The following is a 17,811-nucleotide window of genomic DNA, read 5'->3' as shown; positions in this document are numbered from 1 at the left end:
CGGCCCTTCATGGGCCGGCGAACCAAGTGTAGTCACGGATTGGCCTTCGTCTTCGTTGATGCAACTCAGTGCTTCGCACCATCCCAGGGGCAATAGCAGCCCACCGCCAGGGTGTGGGTCGCATTCACGTGGCGGCCTTGCACCAGGGCGTCGAGGATTGGTTCGATGAAACTGTTGCCCGAGGTGCACACCGCACCCTCGCTGTAGGGGCCGAAGTAGGCCAGCTTGCCCTGGGCGTCCCAGATCGCCACCGCAGGGCTGGCCGGCAGTTGTTCGGCGCCGGGCAGGGAGTCCAGCGTACGCATGGCGTTCAGCGTGTCGGGCAGATGGCCGCGGGTGCCAGGCTTTTGCACGGCGAAGAACTCCACGCCCTGCGGTCCGAAGCGCTGGATCAGCTCGCCCAGGTGCTGCTGGTTGCCGACGTTGCAGGGGCAGGCCGGATCCCAGAAGTGCACAAGGCGGATCTTGCCTGGGCCGGCCAGTTGGGCCGGCAGCATCAGGTGGTCGCCGGAAAACAGCTGCGGCTGGTGGCTGAAGGGGCGGATGAAACGGTTCTCGTACCACCAGTAGGTGGCGAGCAGCGCGCCCAGGCAGAGCGCGGCGATCAGCCAGGTGAGCAGCGGTTTTCGGCGTGAGGGCATGGCGGCGACCAGTGACAGAGTCGGTAAGATAGCCGACAAGCTTGCCACGGGGGCGGGCGCGGCAGAATATCCGGCTGCTGCACGCGCTCCTTTCGTCACCCGCCTGCCAGAAGCGAAACGCCCATGCCTGAAGCCTTCCAGCCCGATCTGCTGCGCACCCTGCTGCGACCTCTGACCGCAGAGGCGAACGAGGTCGGCATCGCGCTGTACCAGCATTTCTACGGCCTGGACCTGCACAGCCGGCATCCGGGCCTGCAGAGCCGCCTGGGCACCTTCGAGGCCGGCGGCTACCAGATTGCCGCGCAGTACTGGCGGCCGGTGCTGGCGCGCGGCACCCTCGTGCTGCTGCACGGCTATTACGACCACATGGGCCTGTACCGCCACGTGATCGACTGGGCGCTGGGCATGAACTTCGCAGTGCTTGCCTGCGACCTGCCGGGGCATGGGCTTTCCGGTGGCGCTGCAGCCAGCATCGGTGACTTCGCCGAATACCAGGTGGTGCTCGGCGCGCTGCTGGAACAGGCCCAAGCGCTGGACCTGCCGCAACCCTGGCACCTGTGTGGCCAGAGCACCGGCGGGGCGATCCTGCTGGACTACCTGCTCACCGGCGCGCCGCGCCCGGAACTGGGTCGCACCATCCTGCTGGCGCCGCTGGTGCGGCCGCGGGCCTGGGGTTGGTCGAAGTTCAGCTACCAGATGCTGCGGCCCTTCGTCGACTCGATCCCACGGCGCTTCAGCGAGAACTCCAACGACACCGAATTCCTCGCCTTCCTGCGCGACCGCGATCCGCTGCAGCCGAAGATCCTGCCCACGGCCTGGGTCGGCGCACTGGCGCGCTGGATTCCGCGCATCGAGGCGGCCGGGCACGGCGCGCAGAGCCTGCTGGTGGTGCAGGGCGACGCCGACGAGACGGTGGACTGGCGCTACAACCTGAAGGTGCTGGAAGAGAAGTTCGAGAAGATCGAATGCCTGCTGCTGACGGGCGCGCGGCACCACCTGGCGAACGAGAGCGAGACGCTGCGCAGGCGTTATTTTGATTTTCTCAGTGAGCGGATGGCTTAGCGGGGGTGAGGCGGGGGAGGGAACCAGTGTGGTCGAGGGTGTGTCCTTCACTCCTTGCGCCATGATCCTCAGGCGCCACCCTCTGTACAGCGGGTGCCATTCTAAGTGCAGAGGTTCTCGGAGTGGTCCGCATGCCGTGTAGGCTCTTTCCCATCACTGTCCGTTGTTCGACACTGCTAAGCCCGCCTTGAGGGCCGCCAGGGCAGCGCGGTAGTAATCGCGGCCAGCCGGCGACTCGCTGAAGTCGGCGAACTGGCCCAGCTCGGCATCGCTCAGGCCGCGATAGACATAGAGCAGGGTGTTGTCGAGATCGGCGCCGATCTGGCTCATCAGCTTCTGCCGCTGGCCTTCGAGCATGCCCTGGGCGCTACCACCGCCGAGCAGGCCGGGGAGCATCTGGCTCAGGCTGTCGGCGGCCACGCTGGCCAGCGCCAGGCTGACTTCGGCGCCGGCTTCGCGGGCGGGCAGAATCTGGCTCAGGCGATGGATGATCTGCTTGCGCGCCTCGCTGGCCTGCTGGCGCGGCAGGCCATTGGCGTACTTCTGCAATTGGTCGCTGCGCGTGGCCAGGGTTTCGGCGCCGGCAACCTTGCGGCCCAGGGGGGATTCGAAGAAGTTCACCGCCGCGGTGCTGTCCGGCAGGTTCTGGCGCAGGCCGTTCAAGGCGCGCTGGTCGATGTCGGCGGGGGCGAAGCGCTGGTTGCTGTTGTCCACCAGCGTCTGGTACAGCGCCGGCGGCAGGTTGCCCTGGTAGCGCTTCTGCGCCGCGTGCAGGGCGTCATTGAAGTGTGCTCGCTGTTCCGGCCAGCCGGCGGCCTGGTACAGGCGCTGGTAGTTGTCGGCCAGGGCAGGCATGCCCAGTACAAGAAGGGTGAGGGCCAGCAGTACGCGCATTGCAACTCCTTTTGGGCGGCAGGGTTCGCTCGCCGGGGACTATTGTCGGCAAGGCTTGCCCCGCTTGTCGAGACACTGGCGCCGGACGTTACAATGCGCCATGTATTTCGACGCCCATTCTCCCTCCATGCAAGGCCCCCTTCTGCAACGCATCGTTGACGACCTCGCCGAGAAGGGCTGGTCGCAGCAGGATGCCTTCCTTCCCGACGCCCTGGTCGCCCAGTTGGCGACGGAGTGTCGTGAGCGCGACGCGGCCGGCAAGCTGGCCTCCGCCGCCATCGGCCGGGGCGAGGGGCAGGCCGTGCGCGAAGGCGTTCGCGGCGACCGCATCCAGTGGCTCGAGCGCGGCCAGTCCGAGGCCTGCGACCTCTACCTGGGGGCGCTGGACGCGCTGCGCCTGCAGGTCAATCGCTCGCTGTACCTGGGCCTGGAAGACTTCGAGGGACACTTTGCGCTCTATCCGCCGGGGGCGTTCTACCAGAAGCACCTGGACCGTTTCCGCGACGATGACCGACGCGCCCTCTCCGCGGTGTTCTATCTCAACCGTGACTGGCCGGTGACCCAGGGCGGCGAGCTGCGGATGTACCTGCCCGACGAACGGACGCTGGACCTGCCGCCGTTGGCCGGCCGGCTGGTGGTGTTCCTCTCCGCCGAGTTCCCCCACGAAGTGCTGCCGGCCAGCCACGAGCGCCTGTCGCTCACCGGCTGGTTCCGCCGCCGCGGTGATGCCCCGCTCTGAGCTGTCAGTGCCCCCAGATCTTCAGTGTGCCGCTGATGTCCTGGATGTCGCGGACTTCGATGCTTCCCAGCTTTCCGCCGCCCACGTAGAGATCGCCGGCCACGCGCAGGCGGATGGTCTGCGACGGCAGCCCGCTGGCATTGAGCTGCTGGTTGATGGTGGTCAGGTCGGGCAGGGTCAGCGCCAGTTGCTGCTGGCCGCCGGCACCCTGCACCACGTCCACCTGCAGGGTCGGCTGCTCGATGCCGAAGATCGGCAGGCTCAGGCCCAACTGCGCGGGCCCGTAAGGCAGGCCGCCGCCACGTCCGTCGGGGCAGTCGCCGGCGCTCACGCAGCCGTTGTCGATGAACACGTTGCGCAGCGAGACACTGCCGCCGTCATCCTTCCACTCCACGCTGTCCATACGTGCCAGCACGTCGGCGCGGATGCTGATGCCGTCCTGGCCGGTGACAGCGCCCAGGCGCTCATTGTCCAGCGCCTGGAGCTCGGCAAAGGCGAAGGGCAGGTAGGACAGCGCGGCAAAGGTGGCGGTGCAGAGCAGGATGCGGGGCATGACGGAGGCTCCATGGCGATTGGCCGATGCGCGAGTCTGGGTGGCGGCCCGTCGCGCAGCCAGTGCCGGGCGGCTGTTCCCGTCGAAGGTTGTGCCCAGGCAGGCACCGACGACCGGTACGCCGCTCAAGAACCCGACTTTCGGCAGGCCGGAAACCTGTTGCGACAGACGCGCCGATGAAAGTTGCGTTACCCGGCGTGACCGGAAAACGGCGAGCGGCTAGTCTGTCCCCTTCCAAAAGGGAGTGATTCGCCCATGCAGAAGGTTCTCGTCAGCCGCTGCCTGCTTGGCCATCGCGTTCGCTACGATGGCGGCGCGCACGGGCCGTTCGACCTGCTATCGCGCTGGCTGGACCAGGGGCGGGTGGTCGCGCTGTGTCCGGAAGTCGCCGGCGGCCTGCCGACGCCCCGCGCTCCGGCGGAGATCCCCGGCGGCCAGGGCATGGCGGTGCTGGAGCGGGCGCGCCCGGTGATGACGGTGGAGGGCGAGGATGTCAGCGACGCCTTCCTGCTCGGCGCCGAGGAAGCCATGGCGCTGGTGCGCCGCCACGACATCCGCCTGGCGGTGCTCAAGGCGCGCAGCCCTTCCTGCGGCAACCGCGAGAACTACGACGGCAGCTTCAGTGGCCGGAAGGTCGCGGGCGAAGGCGTCACTGCCGCTGCCCTCAAGCGCATGGGCGTGCTGGTGTTCAGCGAGGAAGAGCTGGATGCCGCCGCCGTCTGTCTGGCCGGGCTGGAAGCCGGAGGCTAGAGCGGCCGCCGACACTCGAAGATGCACTATTTTCCTTGAGCCTTGCGTCCTGGCGCCTATGCTTGTGCGTTCCATGCGGAACGGCGAGACCGGCCTGAGCGGGCCCTTCGCCTTTTCGATTTCCATGTAGAAGGAGAAGAACATGAGAACCCTGCTGCCTTGCCTGGGCCTTGCCGCGCTGCTCGCCGGCACCTCTGCCGTTGCCGCCGATATCCCACGCACCCCGGCTCCGGAAGGCGCGAAGGTGTACTTCATCGAGCCGGCCGACGGCGCCACGGTGGACAAGACCTTCACCGTCAAATTCGGTCTCAAGGGCATGGGCGTCGCGCCGGCCGGCGTGGATTCGCCGGCCACCGGCCACCACCACCTGCTGATCGACCTCAAGGAGCAGCCGGCGATGAATATGCCGCTGCCCATGACCGAACAGATCAAGCACTTCGGCAAGGGGCAGACCGAGACCCAGGTGACCCTGCCACCGGGCAAGCACACCCTGCAACTGCTGGTGGGTGACAAGAACCACGTACCGTTCGACCCGCCGGTGGAGTCGCAGCAGATCACCGTCAACGTCAAATGACGGGAGAACGCTTCAACGGCGGGCTGACATACGCGTAGGAGCGGACTCTGTCCGCGATAGGTTCGCCACGCGCCGGATACCGATCGCGGACGAAGTCCGCTCCTACGTGGCGTTGAACTCCGTGCGATTGAAACGAAAAAAGGAGGCCCGAAGGCCTCCTTTTTTCTTACCACGGGCAGCGCTTAGAACAGCACGCGGCTGCGGATGGTGCCGTTCACGTGCTGCAGCTTCTCCAGCGCCAGGTCCGAGTACTCGGCGTCGACGTCGATCACCACGTAGCCGACCTTGTCGTTGGTCTGCAGGTACTGGCCGGAGATGTTGATGCCGTTGTCGGCGAACACCTTGTTGATTTCGCTCATCACACCCGGGATGTTCTCGTGGATGTGCAGCAGGCGGTGCTTGCCCGGGTGCGACGGCAGGGCCACTTCCGGGAAGTTGACCGAGGACACCGAGGTACCGTTGTCGCTGTACTTGACCAGCTTCTCGGCCACTTCCAGGCCGATGTTGGCCTGGGCTTCGGCGGTGGAACCGCCGATGTGCGGGGTCAGGATCACGCGATCCAGGCCGCGCAGCGGGCTTTCGAACTCGTCGTCGTTGGACTTGGGCTCGACCGGGAATACGTCGATGGCGGCGCCGATCAGGTGCTCGTCCTTGATCGCGGCGGCCAGGTGGTCCAGTTCGACCACGGTGCCACGGGCGGCGTTGATCAGGATGCCGCCCTTCTTGATGGCGCGGATTTCCTTCTCGCCGATCATCCACTGGGTGGACGGCAGCTCCGGCACGTGCAGCGAGACGATGTCGGACATGCCGAGCAGCTCGTGCAGGTTGCCGACCTGCTGGGCGTTACCCAGCGGCAGCTTGGTCACGGTGTCGTAGAAGAACACCTGCATGCCCAGTGCTTCGGCCAGGACCGAGAGCTGGGTGCCGATCGAGCCGTAGCCGACGATGCCCAGCTTCTTGCCGCGGATCTCGAAGGAGTTGGCGGCGGACTTGATCCAGCCGCCGCGGTGGCAGGAAGCGTTCTTCTCCGGAATGCCGCGCAGCAGCAGGATGGCCTCGGCCAGCACCAGTTCGGCCACCGAACGGGTATTGGAATAAGGCGCGTTGAACACGGCGATGCCGCGCTCGCGGGCTGCGTTCAGGTCGACCTGGTTGGTGCCGATGCAGAAGCAACCCACGGCGATCAGCTTCTTGGCAGCGTCGAAGACTTCTTCGGTCAGCTGGGTGCGGGAGCGGATACCGATGAAGTGGGCATCGGCAATCTTTTCCTTCAGCTCGTCACCGGACAGAGCGGTCTTGAGGTACTCGATGTTGGAGTAGCCGGCCGCCTTGAGGGTGTCGACGGCGTTCTGGTGCACGCCTTCAAGGAGAAGGAATTTGATCTTGCTCTTGTCGAGAGAAGTCTTGCTCATCTGCTTTGAACCTGTAGTCCCGGGATGTGGCGAGAAATTGAACAGCTCAGGCCGGACCGGCCGGTGCCAGGCTTGGCGCCAGGTGGCGATCTGCGTGGGGTGCGTATGCTAGCATGTTCTCCCTTTTCCTTGCCCGGTTGCGACCTGAGCTGTTCTCAGGACGACCATGAACCATTTGAGAGTTCCTCCAATGACCCGCGACGCCCTGATCGAATCGCTCAAGCCCCTGCTGGATGCCGGGAAGCTGCTGACAGACGCCGATTCCCTCGACACCTACGGCAAGGATTGGACCAAGCATTTTGCCCCGGCGCCCCTGGCGATCGCCTTCCCCAAGAGCACCGAGCAGGTCCAGGCCATCGTCCGCTGGGCCAATGAGCACAAGGTCGCGCTGGTTCCATCCGGTGGTCGTACCGGCCTGTCCGCCGCCGCTGTCGCGGCCAACGGCGAAGTGGTCGTGGCTTTCGACTACATGAACAAGGTGCTGGAATTCAACGAGTTCGATCGCACCGTGGTCTGCCAGCCGGGCGTGATCACCAAGCAGCTGCAGACCTTCGCCGAAGAGCACGGCCTTTACTATCCGGTGGACTTCGCATCTTCCGGTTCCAGCCAGATCGGCGGCAACATCGGCACCAATGCCGGCGGGATCAAGGTCATTCGCTACGGCATGACCCGCAACTGGGTGGCCGGTCTGAAGGTCGTCACCGGCAAGGGCGACCTGCTGGAGCTGAACAAGGACCTGATCAAGAACGCCACCGGCTACGACCTGCGCCAGCTGTTCATCGGCGCCGAAGGCACCCTGGGCTTCGTGGTCGAGGCCACCATGCGCCTGGAGCGCCAGCCGAAGAACCTCACCGCGATGGTCCTGGGGACCCCGGACTTCGATTCGATCATGCCGGTGCTGCACGCCTTCCAGAACAAGCTGGACCTGACCGCCTTCGAGTTCTTCTCCGACAAGGCCCTGGCCAAGATCATGGCCCGTGGCGACGTGCCGCCGGCCTTCGAGACCGACTGCCCGTTCTATGCCCTGCTGGAATTCGAGGCGAGCACCGAGGAAGTGGCCAACGAGGCGCTGGCGACTTTCGAACATTGTGTAGAGCAGGGCTGGGTCCTCGATGGCGTGATGAGCCAGAGCGAGCAGCAGCTGCAGAACCTGTGGAAGCTGCGCGAGTACATCTCCGAGACCATCTCCCACTGGACGCCGTACAAGAACGACATCTCCGTCACCGTCGGCAAGGTCCCGGCCTTCCTCAAGGACATCGACGACATCGTCGCGGCCAACTACCCCGATTTCGAAGTGGTCTGGTTCGGCCACATCGGCGATGGCAACCTGCACCTGAATATCCTCAAGCCCGAGAATCTGACCAAGGACGAGTTCTTCGCCAAGTGCGCGACCGTCAACAAGTGGGTCTTCGAGACCGTGCAGAAGTACAACGGCTCCATCTCCGCCGAACACGGCGTGGGCATGACCAAGCGCGACTACCTGGGGTACTCTCGCTCGGAGGCTGAAATCGGCTACATGAAGGCGGTCAAGGCGGTGTTCGACCCGAACGGGATCATGAACCCTGGCAAGATCTTCGCCGAGTAAGTCGCGTCATCCAGAAGGGCCGGCACTTGGGATAGAGGGGCCGGCCCTTTGCACATCAGCGTCACGGGAAGTGGCGCGTGCGCCGGCAGGATGCGGGCAACCGCGAGGGATCACGTGCCCCGCGCGGATCATCTCTTCCATGCGTTCAGGAGTCGGTCATGAGTTACCAGCACCAGTATGTCGATGGCACCCCGATCCATTTCACCCTGGGCAAGGTGGTCTGTGTCGGCCGCAACTACGCGGAGCACGCCAAGGAGCTGAACAACCCGGTACCGACCGAGCCGCTGCTGTTCATCAAGCCGGGCTCCTGCACCGTGTCGCAGGCCGGTGGTTTCTCCATCCCCGAGGACCGTGGCTCGGTGCACTACGAGGCGGAAATCGCCGTGCTGATCGGCAAGCCGCTCTCGCGCAAGCCGAGCGCCGAGGAGGTGCTGGACGCCATTTCCGGCTACGCCCCGGCCCTGGACCTGACCCTGCGCGACGTGCAGGCCAGGCTGAAGGAAAAGGGCCTGCCCTGGGAGCTGGCCAAGTCCTTCGACGGCGCCTTCGTGCTGGCGCCCTTCGTCAGCGCCGACCATTTCCCGGACCCGACCGACATCGGCATCCGTCTGGTGATCGACGGCGAAGTCCGCCAGGACGGCAACAGCCGTGACATGCTCAATCCCATCGTGCCGCTGATCCAGCACATCTGCGGGCACTTCTCGCTGCAGCCGGGCGACGTGGTCTCCACCGGCACTCCGGTCGGCGTCGGCCCGCTCAAGAGCGGCAGTGAGGTGGTGCTGGAACTTCCCGGCGCCAGCCGATTCGAAAGCCGCGTGCTTTAACACCGTTGTCCCGCCGAAGGCCGCCGTTTGTGCGGCCTTCGCTTGTTGCGGGGCACCTCGCCGTGCTGACCAACAAGAGTCGTCATGACCATGTCCATTCTTCGCCCTCGCTGGCTGCTGCTGGCCCTGCTGTTCATCCTGGTGGTGCTCGGCTACCTGACGTCCCGCTTCCACTGGGATGACCGCGCCCGCCTCTGGTTGCGCGAGCAGGACACCAGCGCCCAGGCCCGCTCGGAAAGCGTCTGGCTGCCCGGCTACCGCGCGGTAATCCAGGCCAAGCCGCTCAAGGGTGGCCTCGAGGGGCAGGAGACCTCCGACCTGGCCTACAACCCGGTGACCCGCACCCTGTTCACCGTCACCGGAAAGAAACCGCTGCTGGCCGAGCTGTCGCTCACCGGTGACGTTCTGCGGGTGATCCGCCTGCTGGGCATGTCCAACCCGGAAGGCGTGGCGGTGCTGGAGAACGGCAATATCGCCGTGACCGACGAGCGCCAGAATTCCCTGACCATCTTCCAGGTCGACCCGCAGACCCGAGAGCTGAGCACCGCGAAGCTGTCCAGCTTCGACCTCGGCCCACGTGGCAAGAAGAACAAGGGTATCGAAGGGATCGCCTGGGACCCGCGTCAACATCGCCTGGTGCTTGGGCAGGAGCGCGACCCGCTGGCGCTCTTCAGTCTCGCCAGCAACGGCGGTCCACATCTGAGCGGAGCCCTGCAGCCGCTGCCCAGCGACCTGCTGATGACCAATGTCTCGGCGCTGAGCATCGACCCGCGCACCGGGCACACCCTGGTGCTGTCGGCGGAGTCGCACCTGCTGCTGGAGCTGGACGAGAAAGGCGAGCCGATCAGCTTCATCAGCCTGCTCGGCGGACTCAACGGCCTGGAGAACCGCATCCCGCGCGCCGAGGGCGTGGCCATCGACGAGCAGGGGACCATCTACATGGTGAGCGAGCCGGACCTGTTCTACGTGTTCAAGCGCGAGGCGGAGCCTCCCAAGGCGGATTGATCTGGAGCGGGGGCAGAAATGTTCGGTGGCTTTAAGGTTGGGTTAAGTCCGGATTCAGGCTGATTTCAGTCATCGGTCCTAAGCTGACCCCATCGAAAACGCCGCAGGAGGCACCTACATGAAACTGACTCACCTTCCGCTGATCGCCGCCGTTGGCCTGTTCTCCACCGTCACCTTCGCCGCTGGCGGCTATACCGGCCCGGGCAGCGATGCCCAGCCCGCCGCTGCTGCCGCCGGCCAGATCACCACGGTGAAAAAGGCCCAGGCCGCCGCCGATGACACCAAGGTCGTGCTCGAAGGCACCATCACCAAGCGTATCAGCAGCGAGCACTACGAGTTCAAGGACGCCACCGGCAGCATCCAGGTCGAGATCGACAACGACGATTGGCCGGCCGGCACCTCGGTTTCCGAGAACACCAAGGTTCGTCTGACCGGTGAGGTCGACCACCACAAGGTCAAGCCCACCGACATCGATGTGGACCGCGTGGAAATCCTCCAGTAATCGCGCGCCAACGAAAAAGCCGCGCCGGGAATCCCCCTCCCCGGCGCGGCTTTTTGCATTTACTGGACGGCGTTGATTCGCTGGAAGACGCTCCGCCGCCTCTCCCTAAAGGGAGAGGGGACTGAGTGGCATCAAGCGAAACTCCGAGATGAGCTGCAGCGCCGAACGGCTCCCTCTCCCTTCGGAGCGGGGCGCGCAGCCAGGGCTGGGGAGAGGGGCTCTCAGGCCCGCGGCAAGGGCTCAGGCGTTCGATCCCACAGCACCTCAACCGATGCTTTCAAACCCCTGCAGCACGTTGATCGCGTTGATACCGATCTCTTCCACCGCGTAACCGCCTTCCATCACGAACAGGGTCGGCAGGCCCAGCTTGCCGATGGCCTCGCCCATGCGCAGGTAGTCCGGGCTGTCCAGCTTGAACTGGGAGATCGGGTCTTCCTTGTAGGTGTCCACGCCCAGCGAGACGATCAGCACGTCGGGCTTGTACGCCGAGATCTGCCGGATCGCCGCCTGCAGTGCCAGGCTCCACACCGACCAGTCGCTGCCCGAGGCCAGCGGATAGTTGAAGTTGAAGCCTTCGCCCACGCCCTGGCCCTTCTCGTCGGCGTAGCCGAGGAAGTACGGGTACTCGAAGCGCGGGTCGCCGTGGATCGAGGTGAACAGCACGTCGGCGCGGTCGTAGAAGATGTCCTGGGTGCCGTTGCCGTGGTGGTAGTCGACGTCGAGGATGGCCACGCGGTTGGCGCCCTGGTCGAGGATCGACTGGGCGGCGATGGCCGCGTTGTTGAAGAAGCAGTAGCCGCCCATGAAGTCCGCCGAGGCGTGGTGGCCCGGCGGGCGGCACAGCGAGAACACCGAGCGCGCGCCCTTGGCCAGTTCGGCCTGGCCGGTCATCGCTACGTTCACCGAGCTGAGCACCGCCTGCCAGGTGCCGGCGGTGATTGGCGCACCGGCGTCCAGGCTGTAGTAGCCCAGGCGGCCGTCGATGCTGTCGGGCTCCTTCTGCCGCAGGCGGCGGGTCGGCCAGCAGATCGGCAGCATGTCGTGGGTCCGGCCGGTGGCCAGCCAGTCGCGCCAGGCATGCTGCAGGAACCGCACGAAGCCTTCGCTGTGCACCCTCAGGATGGGTTCCAGGCCGAAATCGCGCGGGGCCTGGATGTCGCCCAGTTTCACCGCCTTGGCCCGGTCCAGCACCATGTCGGCACGGCTGGGCTTTTCGAAGCAGGGGGTGAATTGGCCGCCGATCAGCTCATGCTGACCGTGGTGCAAGCGATGGTCGTCGGTGTAGATCGTCAACATCACGCGCTCCTGAGGGCGCCTCCGGGCGCCCGTTGGGTTCTGGATAGCTCTGCCGTCAGGCGTTTTCCTCGAAATTCACAGTCGGCGCCTTGCGACGGAAGCCGCCGGTATGCACCGCCAGGTAGGCGAAGCCGACCGCGAACCAGCTCAGGCCGACGACCAGCGTCAGCTGCGAGAGGCTGGTCCACAGCCACAGGGTCAGGCACAGGCCGATGAACGGGATGGCTCCGTACAGCAGGACGTTCTTCGCCCCGCGGCGGCGCTCGACGCCCAGGTAGGTGCGGATCACCGCCAGGTTGACCACGGAGAAGGCCACCAGCGCGCCGAAGCTGATCATCGATGCGAGGGTGGTCAGGTCCAGCACGATGGCCAGCAGGGACACGGCGGAGACCACCAGGATCGCCACCACCGGGGTCTGGAAACGTGCGTGCAGGACGCCGAACAGGCTACGCGGCAGGATGCCGTCACGGCCCATGGTGAAGATGATGCGCGACACCGAGGCCTGGGACGCCAGCGCCGAGCCGATGCAGCCGGCGATGTAGGCGGAGGTGAAGAAGTTGCCGAGGAACTGGCCACCGGCCTTGAGCATCACCTCGTTGGCCGCCGAGTCGGCGTTCTGGAACACGCTGCCGGGGAACACCAGCTGGCTGATGATCGCCAGCAGGGTGAACATCAGGCCGGCGATCACGGTGGTGATGATGATCGCGCGGGGGATGTCACGGCGCGCGTCGCGGGTTTCCTCGGCCATGGTCGAGACCGCGTCGAAGCCCAGGAACGACAGGCACAGCACCGCGGCGCCGGCCATCAGCGGGGCGAAGCCGGGCTGGCTGCCATCACCGACGAAGGGCAGGCTGAAGTCGATCGCCGCGCCGCCGGACAGTGTCTTGATCGACATGACCACGAACACCACGATGAACACCAGTTGCGCGCCGACTATGACGTTGCTCATGCCGGCGACCTGGCTGATGCCGACCACGTTGAGCACGGTGACCAGGGCGATGGAGGCGACCACGAACATCCAGGCCGGGATTTCCGGGAAGGCGATGTTCATGAACAGGCCGATGAGCAGGTAGTTGATCATCGGCAGGAACAGGTAATCGAGCAGCAGCGACCAGCCGGACAGGAAGCCGACCACGGGGCCGAAGCTCAGGCTGGTGTAGGAGTATGCGGAGCCGGAGATCGGGTACTTGCGCACCATGAAGCTGTAGGAGGCTGCGGTGAACAGCATCGCCAGCAGGGTGATCAGGTAGGCGGTGGCGGTACGGCCGCCGGTCATCTCGGTGACCACGCCGTAAGTGGTGAACATGGTCAGCGGGACCATGTAGACCAGGCCGAAGAAGACCAGGGCGGGGAGGCCCAGGACGCGTTTCAGGCGGGCGTCGGCGCTGGCCGGGGTGCCCTGTCGGGTGATCTGTGGAGTGCTCTTTGGAGTAGGCGCAGTACTGGCGCTGTGTTGGCTGGCCATGGGGATTCCTCGCGATTTTATGGTTGTCGTGCGGGCGGGCGGCGTTCGGTGGCCGTCCTGATGTCGTCGGCTTGCGGCTCAGCCGCAGCGCTGACGACGCGCGAGGAATGAGGGTGTTTTCTGCAGGGTGACGCAAAAGCTGGTCATGGGCGTTCTCGGGGCATTTGTTCTTGTGGATAACGCGCTCGCGTTCCCTCGGGATTTCCCTGCGCCATCTGTGATGGTGCAAGGGCTGGCCGCCTTTCCAGCCGCTCCCTGCGCGAGCCGCCCGACTCTAGCAACCGAGGGTGCCGGGCAGAACCCTGCAAAGGGTCAAAAAGGGATCGAAATGGCCAAACTGGCTGTCAGGGTCACCCGGCGCGCACCGCCGCGCCGGGTGACCTCTCGGTCATTTCTTCAGCTTGGTCCAGACCTTGGAGCGCAGCTGCAGGGCCTTGGGCGAGCAGAGCTTGAAGGGCTTCAGGCGATCCAGCTTGTCCGCCGGGGTGTTGATCGCCGGGTCGTCGAACAGCTCCTTGTCCATGAACTTGTCCGAGCCTTCGATCGCGTTGTTGTACTTGGCGAAGTTGGAGGCCAGGGCGATGTTCTCAGGCTGCATCATCCAGTTCAGGAAGGCATGGGCCTCCTTGATGTTGGTGGCGTCCTTGGGAATGGTCAGGTTGTCGATGAACAGGCGCACGCCTTCCTTGGGATAGACGTAGACCAGGCTGGCGCGCTGGGCGTGGGCGCGGTGGAAGGCGCCGTTCCATTGCTGGTGCATGGAGACTTCGCCGGCGGCCATGCGTTCGATGGTGCCGTCGCTGTTGTACATGGCCAGCATGGGTTTCTGCTTGAGCAGCAGGTCCTGGATCTTCGCCGCCTCTTTCGGGTCCTCGGTGCACTCGTCGACGCCCAGGTAATAGGACGCCGGGGCGTACAGCTCCTCGATGGAGTTGAGCGCGACGACCTTGCCTTTCAGCTCCGCCGGCGGCTCGAAGAACGGTTTCCAGCTTTCATCCAGCTTGCCGCCGGGGACCTTGGCGCTGTCGTAGCTGTAGCCGGTGGTGCCCCACAGATAGGGCACGGAGTAGTCGTGGCCCGGGTCGTAGGTCAGGGTCTTGAACTTGTCCTTCAGGTTGGCCAGGTTCGGCAGCTGCGACTTGTCGAGCTTCTGCAGCAGGCCTTCCTTGACGAAGATCTCGATGAAGCTGTCCGACGGCACGACCACGTCATAGGCGCCGCCACCGGCTTTCAGCTTGGCCAGCAGGGTTTCGTTGCTGTCGTAGGAGTCGAGGGTGGCGTGGATGCCGGTGTCCTTCTCGAACTTCTTCAGCAGTTCCGGCGGGAAGTAGTCGGACCAGTTGGCGAAGTGCAGGGTGCCTTCTGCGTGGGCGCTGCCGGCCAGCAGCAGGCTGGCGGCGACGAGCGCGCGGGCGATGGGGGTACGGCGGAATTTCATCGGTGAAGCTCCTTGCAATGTTGTTTTGTTTGGCGGCAGGAGGTCAGCGGCGACGCTGGCCGACGTAGTACGACAACGCAACGAACGCGATGGAAATCAACAGTATTATTGAAGATATGGCGTTGATCTTCGGGGAAATCCCCATTCGGATGGAGCTGAAGATGTACACCGGCAGGGTGGTGGCTCCGGCACCGGCGACGAAGTAGGTGATGACGAAGTCGTCCATCGAGATGATGAACGCCAGCATCGCCCCGGACACGATCCCCGGCGTCAGCAGGGGGAAGGTCACCTTCCAGAAGGTCTTCCACGGCGAGGCATAGAGGTCCGCCGCCGCTTCCGCCAGCCGTGGGTCCATGCCTTCGAGGCGGGCGCGGATCGGCAGGTAGGCGAAGGGAATGCAGAACACGATGTGCGCCAGCAGGATGGTGAACAGCGACAGCTTCAGGCCGATGAAGGCGAAGAACATCAGGGTCGCCACGGCGGTGACGATCTCCGGCACCAGCAGCGGCAGGCCCAGCACACCGCTCATCAGCGTCTGCCCACGGAACGAGCGACCGCGCATGCCCAGCGCGGCGAGCGTGGCCAGGGTAGTGGCAACCACGGTGGCCAGGGTGGCGACGATCAGCGAGTTCTTCGCCGCGCGCAGGATCTCCGGGTCATCCGCGACGACCGAGTACCACTTCAGGCTGAAGCTTTCCCACAGCGTGGCTGACTGGCCGCTGTTGAAGCTCAGCACCACCAGCACGAAGATCGGGATGTAGAGGAAGGCGAAGAACAGCCAGGCGGCGGGCCGGACCCCGGTGAAGCGCCAGAGCGGGTTGGCCGACTTCATGGATGACCTCCCGACGCGCCCTGTTTGAACCGCATGCTGTAGATCATCATCGCCAGCAGCACGAAGGCCAGCAGGGCGAAGGACAGCGCCGCGCCGAACGGCCAGTTGTGCGCCGTGCCGAACTGCAGCTGGATCAGGTTGCCGATCATCAGCGACTTACCGCCTCCAAGCAGCTCGGGAATGATGTAGCTGCCCAGCGAGGGGATGAACACCAGGATGCAGCCGGCGACGATGCCGGGCATGGCCAGCGGGATGATGATCCGCTTGAGCGCCTTCCAGCGGTTGGCGCCCAGGTCGAAGGCCGCTTCCACCAGGCGCCAGTCCATCTTCTCAAGGCTCGTGTAGATGGGCAGGACCATGAACGGCAGGTAGGTGTAGAGCAGGCCGATGATCACCGCGTTGTCGGTGTAGAGAATGCCCAGCGAGGCGTCGGAAAAGCCCAGCCCGTGCAGCCCTTCGTCGATCAGCCCGCCGTTGCGCAGCAGCAGCATCCAGGCATAGACCCGCACCAGCAGGTTGGTCCAGAACGGCACCGTGACCAGGAACAGCAGCAGGTTGCGCCGGCGTTCGTCCTGCAGCGCCAGGTACAGCGCGGTGGGGAAGCCGATCAGCACGCAGCCCAGGGTGGTCAGGATCGACAGCCAGAACGAGCGCTGGAAGATGCCCAGGTAGTCGGCGTTGAACGACAGGCTGTCGTCCAGGTCGCGCTCCCAGAGGAAGTTGATATAGGCCTCGACGGTGTGCTGGCCCCACTTCACGCCGCCATAGTCGCCCGGTGCCTGGATCGACACGGCGAACATGATGCCCAGCGGCAGGACCAGGAACACGATCAGCATGATCATCGCCGGGCTGGTCAGGGCCAGGCGATTGAACAGGGATCTGCGTTCCGCTTGTGCGCGCAGTGTACTCATTCGGCCAGCACCCGGATGGCGGTGGCGGGAACGCGGACCCGCACCCGCGCGCCGGGCGCGTGGGTGGAAAGGGCGCCGTCGCGGTTCTGCTGACGGACCCGGAAGCCGCCTTGACCGGCGACATTGAGGTGGTACACGGTGTCGGTGCCGACGTAGACGATGTTCTCGACTACGCCTTCGAGCTGGCCGTCCTGCGCGAGCTCGGTGCGTTCGGGGCGGATCGCCAGGGTTACCTTGCCAGGCAGGGTGGTGGCGGCCGGCAGCAACTGGCCGTCGGGCAGGCGCACGCTGTCGCCGCTGGATTCCCCTTCGAGGAAGTTGGTCTCGCCGATGAAGTCGGCCACCAGGCGGTTGACCGGTGCCTCGTAGATCTCGGTGGGGGTGCCGATCTGCATGACCTTGCCGCGACTCATCACCGCGATGCGGTCGGACATGGTCAGGGCTTCTTCCTGGTCGTGGGTGACGAAGATGAAGGTGATACCGGTCTCGTGCTGCAGGCGCTTGAGCTCGATCTGCATTTCCTTGCGCAGCTTCAGGTCCAGCGCGGAAAGCGATTCGTCGAGCAGCAGCACCTTGGGCCGGCTGGCCAGGGCGCGGGCCAGGGCGATGCGCTGTTGCTGGCCGCCGGAGAGCTGGTCGGCGCGGCGCTTGCCGACGTCGGGCAGGCGCACCAGGTCGAGCATCTTCTGCACGGTGGCGTCGATGTCGCTGCGTTGCTTGCCCTGCATTTCCAGGCCGAAGGCGATGTTCTGGGCTACGGTCATGTGCGGGAACAGGGCGTAGCTCTGGAAGACGGTATTGACCGGGCGCTTGAAGGGCGGAAGGCCTTCCATCGCGTCGCCATACAGGCGAATGCTGCCGGAGGAGGGTTGTTCGAAGCCGGCGATCAGTCGCAGCAAGGTGGTCTTGCCGCAGCCGGAGGGGCCGAGGAGGGTGAAGAATTCGTTGGCGCGGATTTCCAGTGACACGTCGTCCAGGGCCTTGAGGCCTTGTCCGGGTGTACCGAACTCCATGCATATCCGCTCGATGGTGATCGCGCTGGTCATGCTCGTACCATGCAGTTAAGCAGTTGTTATTGTTGAGGTTTTACGGTTTCTAGGACCGTTTCACCTAGCTGCGGATTGATAATGACCAAGCGGCCCGATGCGCAGAACGATAGATCAGGCCAATAAGGGATAAATCAGGCCAAGTTGAAAATGCACTCTGACATGCTGGATTTCGGGCGTCAGCGGATTGCTGTGCTGGACGATCTGGGGGCGTGGAGGTGGTGAGAAACAATGGGTGTGGCAGGTTGCACGATGGGTGGAGCCTAGGCGATACCCATGCTG

18 protein-coding genes are annotated in these 17,811 nt (G+C 65.0%); 8 read left to right on the top strand and 10 right to left on the bottom strand.

Features of this window, described 5'->3' with window-relative positions:
• Positions 1-65: 65 nt before the first annotated feature.
• On the bottom strand, positions 66-641 hold the full coding sequence (locus MJ122_RS21080) for a DUF6436 domain-containing protein (protein WP_088420042.1): 576 nt from the start codon (positions 639-641) through the stop codon (positions 66-68).
• Positions 642-764: 123 nt separating this feature from the next.
• Here MJ122_RS21080 and MJ122_RS21075 point away from each other — a divergent pair, with 123 nt between their 5' ends.
• Positions 765-1,703, top strand: a complete 939-nt coding sequence (locus MJ122_RS21075) for an alpha/beta hydrolase (protein ID WP_239745928.1) — start codon at positions 765-767, stop codon at positions 1,701-1,703.
• Between the two features lie 153 nt (positions 1,704-1,856).
• Here MJ122_RS21075 and MJ122_RS21070 read toward each other — a convergent pair whose 3' ends face one another.
• A complete protein-coding gene (locus MJ122_RS21070) occupies positions 1,857-2,597 on the bottom strand; it encodes a hypothetical protein (RefSeq protein ID WP_239745927.1) in 741 nt (246 codons plus the stop codon).
• Between the two features lie 100 nt (positions 2,598-2,697).
• Between MJ122_RS21070 and MJ122_RS21065 the strand changes: the two genes are divergently transcribed.
• Positions 2,698-3,336, top strand: coding sequence for a 2OG-Fe(II) oxygenase (locus MJ122_RS21065; protein ID WP_239745926.1), 639 nt, complete (start codon positions 2,698-2,700; stop codon positions 3,334-3,336).
• A gap of 4 nt (positions 3,337-3,340) precedes the next feature.
• On the opposite strand, the gene MJ122_RS21060 is transcribed toward MJ122_RS21065, so the two are convergent.
• Entirely contained in the window at positions 3,341-3,889 is a 549-nt protein-coding gene (locus tag MJ122_RS21060) for a DUF6160 family protein (protein WP_239745925.1), read from the bottom strand.
• 255 nt (positions 3,890-4,144) lie between these two features.
• On the opposite strand from MJ122_RS21060, the gene MJ122_RS21055 reads away from it, so the two are divergent.
• Positions 4,145-4,639, top strand: a complete 495-nt coding sequence (locus MJ122_RS21055; protein WP_088420052.1) for a DUF523 domain-containing protein — start codon at positions 4,145-4,147, stop codon at positions 4,637-4,639.
• 142 nt (positions 4,640-4,781) lie between these two features.
• Positions 4,782-5,213 carry a DUF4399 domain-containing protein gene (locus tag MJ122_RS21050; protein WP_088420054.1) on the top strand — a complete coding sequence of 144 codons (432 nt, stop codon included), beginning with the start codon at positions 4,782-4,784 and terminating at the stop codon, positions 5,211-5,213.
• 182 nt (positions 5,214-5,395) lie between these two features.
• Here the strand turns inward: MJ122_RS21050 and serA are convergent, their stop codons facing one another.
• Positions 5,396-6,625 (bottom strand): phosphoglycerate dehydrogenase, encoded by a 1,230-nt coding sequence (gene serA / locus MJ122_RS21045; protein ID WP_045215566.1) that lies wholly within the window; start codon positions 6,623-6,625, stop codon positions 5,396-5,398.
• A gap of 190 nt (positions 6,626-6,815) precedes the next feature.
• On the opposite strand from serA, the gene MJ122_RS21040 reads away from it, so the two are divergent.
• From MJ122_RS21040 to MJ122_RS21025, 4 genes are all read left to right on the top strand, one after another.
• Positions 6,816-8,210: an FAD-binding oxidoreductase gene (locus MJ122_RS21040; protein ID WP_088420056.1), complete on the top strand. Its 1,395-nt coding sequence runs from the start codon at positions 6,816-6,818 to the stop codon at positions 8,208-8,210.
• A gap of 158 nt (positions 8,211-8,368) precedes the next feature.
• Positions 8,369-9,034 (top strand): fumarylacetoacetate hydrolase family protein, encoded by a 666-nt coding sequence (locus tag MJ122_RS21035; RefSeq protein WP_239745924.1) that lies wholly within the window; start codon positions 8,369-8,371, stop codon positions 9,032-9,034.
• A gap of 84 nt (positions 9,035-9,118) precedes the next feature.
• Complete coding sequence (locus MJ122_RS21030; protein ID WP_239745923.1) at positions 9,119-10,039, top strand: SdiA-regulated domain-containing protein; 921 nt, start codon at positions 9,119-9,121, stop codon at positions 10,037-10,039.
• A 118-nt stretch (positions 10,040-10,157) separates the two neighbouring features.
• On the top strand, positions 10,158-10,541 hold the full coding sequence (locus MJ122_RS21025; RefSeq protein WP_239745922.1) for a NirD/YgiW/YdeI family stress tolerance protein: 384 nt from the start codon (positions 10,158-10,160) through the stop codon (positions 10,539-10,541).
• A 264-nt stretch (positions 10,542-10,805) separates the two neighbouring features.
• On the opposite strand, the gene MJ122_RS21020 is transcribed toward MJ122_RS21025, so the two are convergent.
• The 6 genes from MJ122_RS21020 to MJ122_RS20995 form a co-directional block, all read right to left on the bottom strand.
• Positions 10,806-11,837, bottom strand: coding sequence for a histone deacetylase family protein (locus MJ122_RS21020; protein ID WP_017520827.1), 1,032 nt, complete (start codon positions 11,835-11,837; stop codon positions 10,806-10,808).
• 55 nt (positions 11,838-11,892) lie between these two features.
• Positions 11,893-13,302: an APC family permease gene (locus MJ122_RS21015; RefSeq protein ID WP_088420064.1), complete on the bottom strand. Its 1,410-nt coding sequence runs from the start codon at positions 13,300-13,302 to the stop codon at positions 11,893-11,895.
• A 388-nt stretch (positions 13,303-13,690) separates the two neighbouring features.
• On the bottom strand, positions 13,691-14,740 hold the full coding sequence (locus MJ122_RS21010; protein ID WP_017520829.1) for an extracellular solute-binding protein: 1,050 nt from the start codon (positions 14,738-14,740) through the stop codon (positions 13,691-13,693).
• A gap of 43 nt (positions 14,741-14,783) precedes the next feature.
• Entirely contained in the window at positions 14,784-15,572 is a 789-nt protein-coding gene (locus MJ122_RS21005; RefSeq protein WP_045215587.1) for an ABC transporter permease, read from the bottom strand.
• Positions 15,569-16,483, bottom strand: a complete 915-nt coding sequence (locus MJ122_RS21000) for an ABC transporter permease (protein WP_239745921.1) — start codon at positions 16,481-16,483, stop codon at positions 15,569-15,571. The genes MJ122_RS21005 and MJ122_RS21000 overlap by 4 nt, the downstream gene beginning before the upstream one ends.
• Entirely contained in the window at positions 16,480-17,529 is a 1,050-nt protein-coding gene (locus MJ122_RS20995; protein ID WP_239745920.1) for an ABC transporter ATP-binding protein, read from the bottom strand. Before MJ122_RS20995 ends, MJ122_RS21000 begins: the two co-directional genes overlap by 4 nt.
• Positions 17,530-17,811: the final 282 nt, after the last annotated feature.

Source organism: Pseudomonas sp. DP-17, assembly GCF_022380625.1.
Classification (GTDB): Bacteria; Pseudomonadota; Gammaproteobacteria; order Pseudomonadales; family Pseudomonadaceae; genus Pseudomonas; species Pseudomonas nitroreducens_A.
The sequence above is the reverse complement of the archived record's forward strand: the minus strand, read 5'-3'. Positions and strand labels throughout refer to the sequence as shown.

What these genes read in the sequence shown, in the direction of transcription:
- MJ122_RS20995 (WP_239745920.1), bottom strand. Translation starts at nt 17,529, where the DNA reads ATGACCAGCGCGATCACCATCGAGCGGATATGCATGGAGTTCGGTACA.
- MJ122_RS21060 (WP_239745925.1), bottom strand. Translation starts at nt 3,889, where the DNA reads ATGCCCCGCATCCTGCTCTGCACCGCCACCTTTGCCGCGCTGTCCTAC.
- MJ122_RS21035 (WP_239745924.1), top strand. Translation starts at nt 8,369, where the DNA reads ATGAGTTACCAGCACCAGTATGTCGATGGCACCCCGATCCATTTCACC.
- MJ122_RS21050 (WP_088420054.1), top strand. Translation starts at nt 4,782, where the DNA reads ATGAGAACCCTGCTGCCTTGCCTGGGCCTTGCCGCGCTGCTCGCCGGC.
- MJ122_RS21080 (WP_088420042.1), bottom strand. Translation starts at nt 641, where the DNA reads ATGCCCTCACGCCGAAAACCGCTGCTCACCTGGCTGATCGCCGCGCTC.
- MJ122_RS21010 (WP_017520829.1), bottom strand. Translation starts at nt 14,740, where the DNA reads ATGAAATTCCGCCGTACCCCCATCGCCCGCGCGCTCGTCGCCGCCAGC.
- MJ122_RS21015 (WP_088420064.1), bottom strand. Translation starts at nt 13,302, where the DNA reads ATGGCCAGCCAACACAGCGCCAGTACTGCGCCTACTCCAAAGAGCACT.
- MJ122_RS21030 (WP_239745923.1), top strand. Translation starts at nt 9,119, where the DNA reads ATGACCATGTCCATTCTTCGCCCTCGCTGGCTGCTGCTGGCCCTGCTG.
- MJ122_RS21040 (WP_088420056.1), top strand. Translation starts at nt 6,816, where the DNA reads ATGACCCGCGACGCCCTGATCGAATCGCTCAAGCCCCTGCTGGATGCC.
- MJ122_RS21055 (WP_088420052.1), top strand. Translation starts at nt 4,145, where the DNA reads ATGCAGAAGGTTCTCGTCAGCCGCTGCCTGCTTGGCCATCGCGTTCGC.
- MJ122_RS21025 (WP_239745922.1), top strand. Translation starts at nt 10,158, where the DNA reads ATGAAACTGACTCACCTTCCGCTGATCGCCGCCGTTGGCCTGTTCTCC.
- MJ122_RS21070 (WP_239745927.1), bottom strand. Translation starts at nt 2,597, where the DNA reads ATGCGCGTACTGCTGGCCCTCACCCTTCTTGTACTGGGCATGCCTGCC.
- MJ122_RS21065 (WP_239745926.1), top strand. Translation starts at nt 2,698, where the DNA reads ATGTATTTCGACGCCCATTCTCCCTCCATGCAAGGCCCCCTTCTGCAA.
- MJ122_RS21020 (WP_017520827.1), bottom strand. Translation starts at nt 11,837, where the DNA reads ATGTTGACGATCTACACCGACGACCATCGCTTGCACCACGGTCAGCAT.
- MJ122_RS21000 (WP_239745921.1), bottom strand. Translation starts at nt 16,483, where the DNA reads ATGAGTACACTGCGCGCACAAGCGGAACGCAGATCCCTGTTCAATCGC.
- MJ122_RS21075 (WP_239745928.1), top strand. Translation starts at nt 765, where the DNA reads ATGCCTGAAGCCTTCCAGCCCGATCTGCTGCGCACCCTGCTGCGACCT.
- serA (WP_045215566.1), bottom strand. Translation starts at nt 6,625, where the DNA reads ATGAGCAAGACTTCTCTCGACAAGAGCAAGATCAAATTCCTTCTCCTT.
- MJ122_RS21005 (WP_045215587.1), bottom strand. Translation starts at nt 15,572, where the DNA reads ATGAAGTCGGCCAACCCGCTCTGGCGCTTCACCGGGGTCCGGCCCGCC.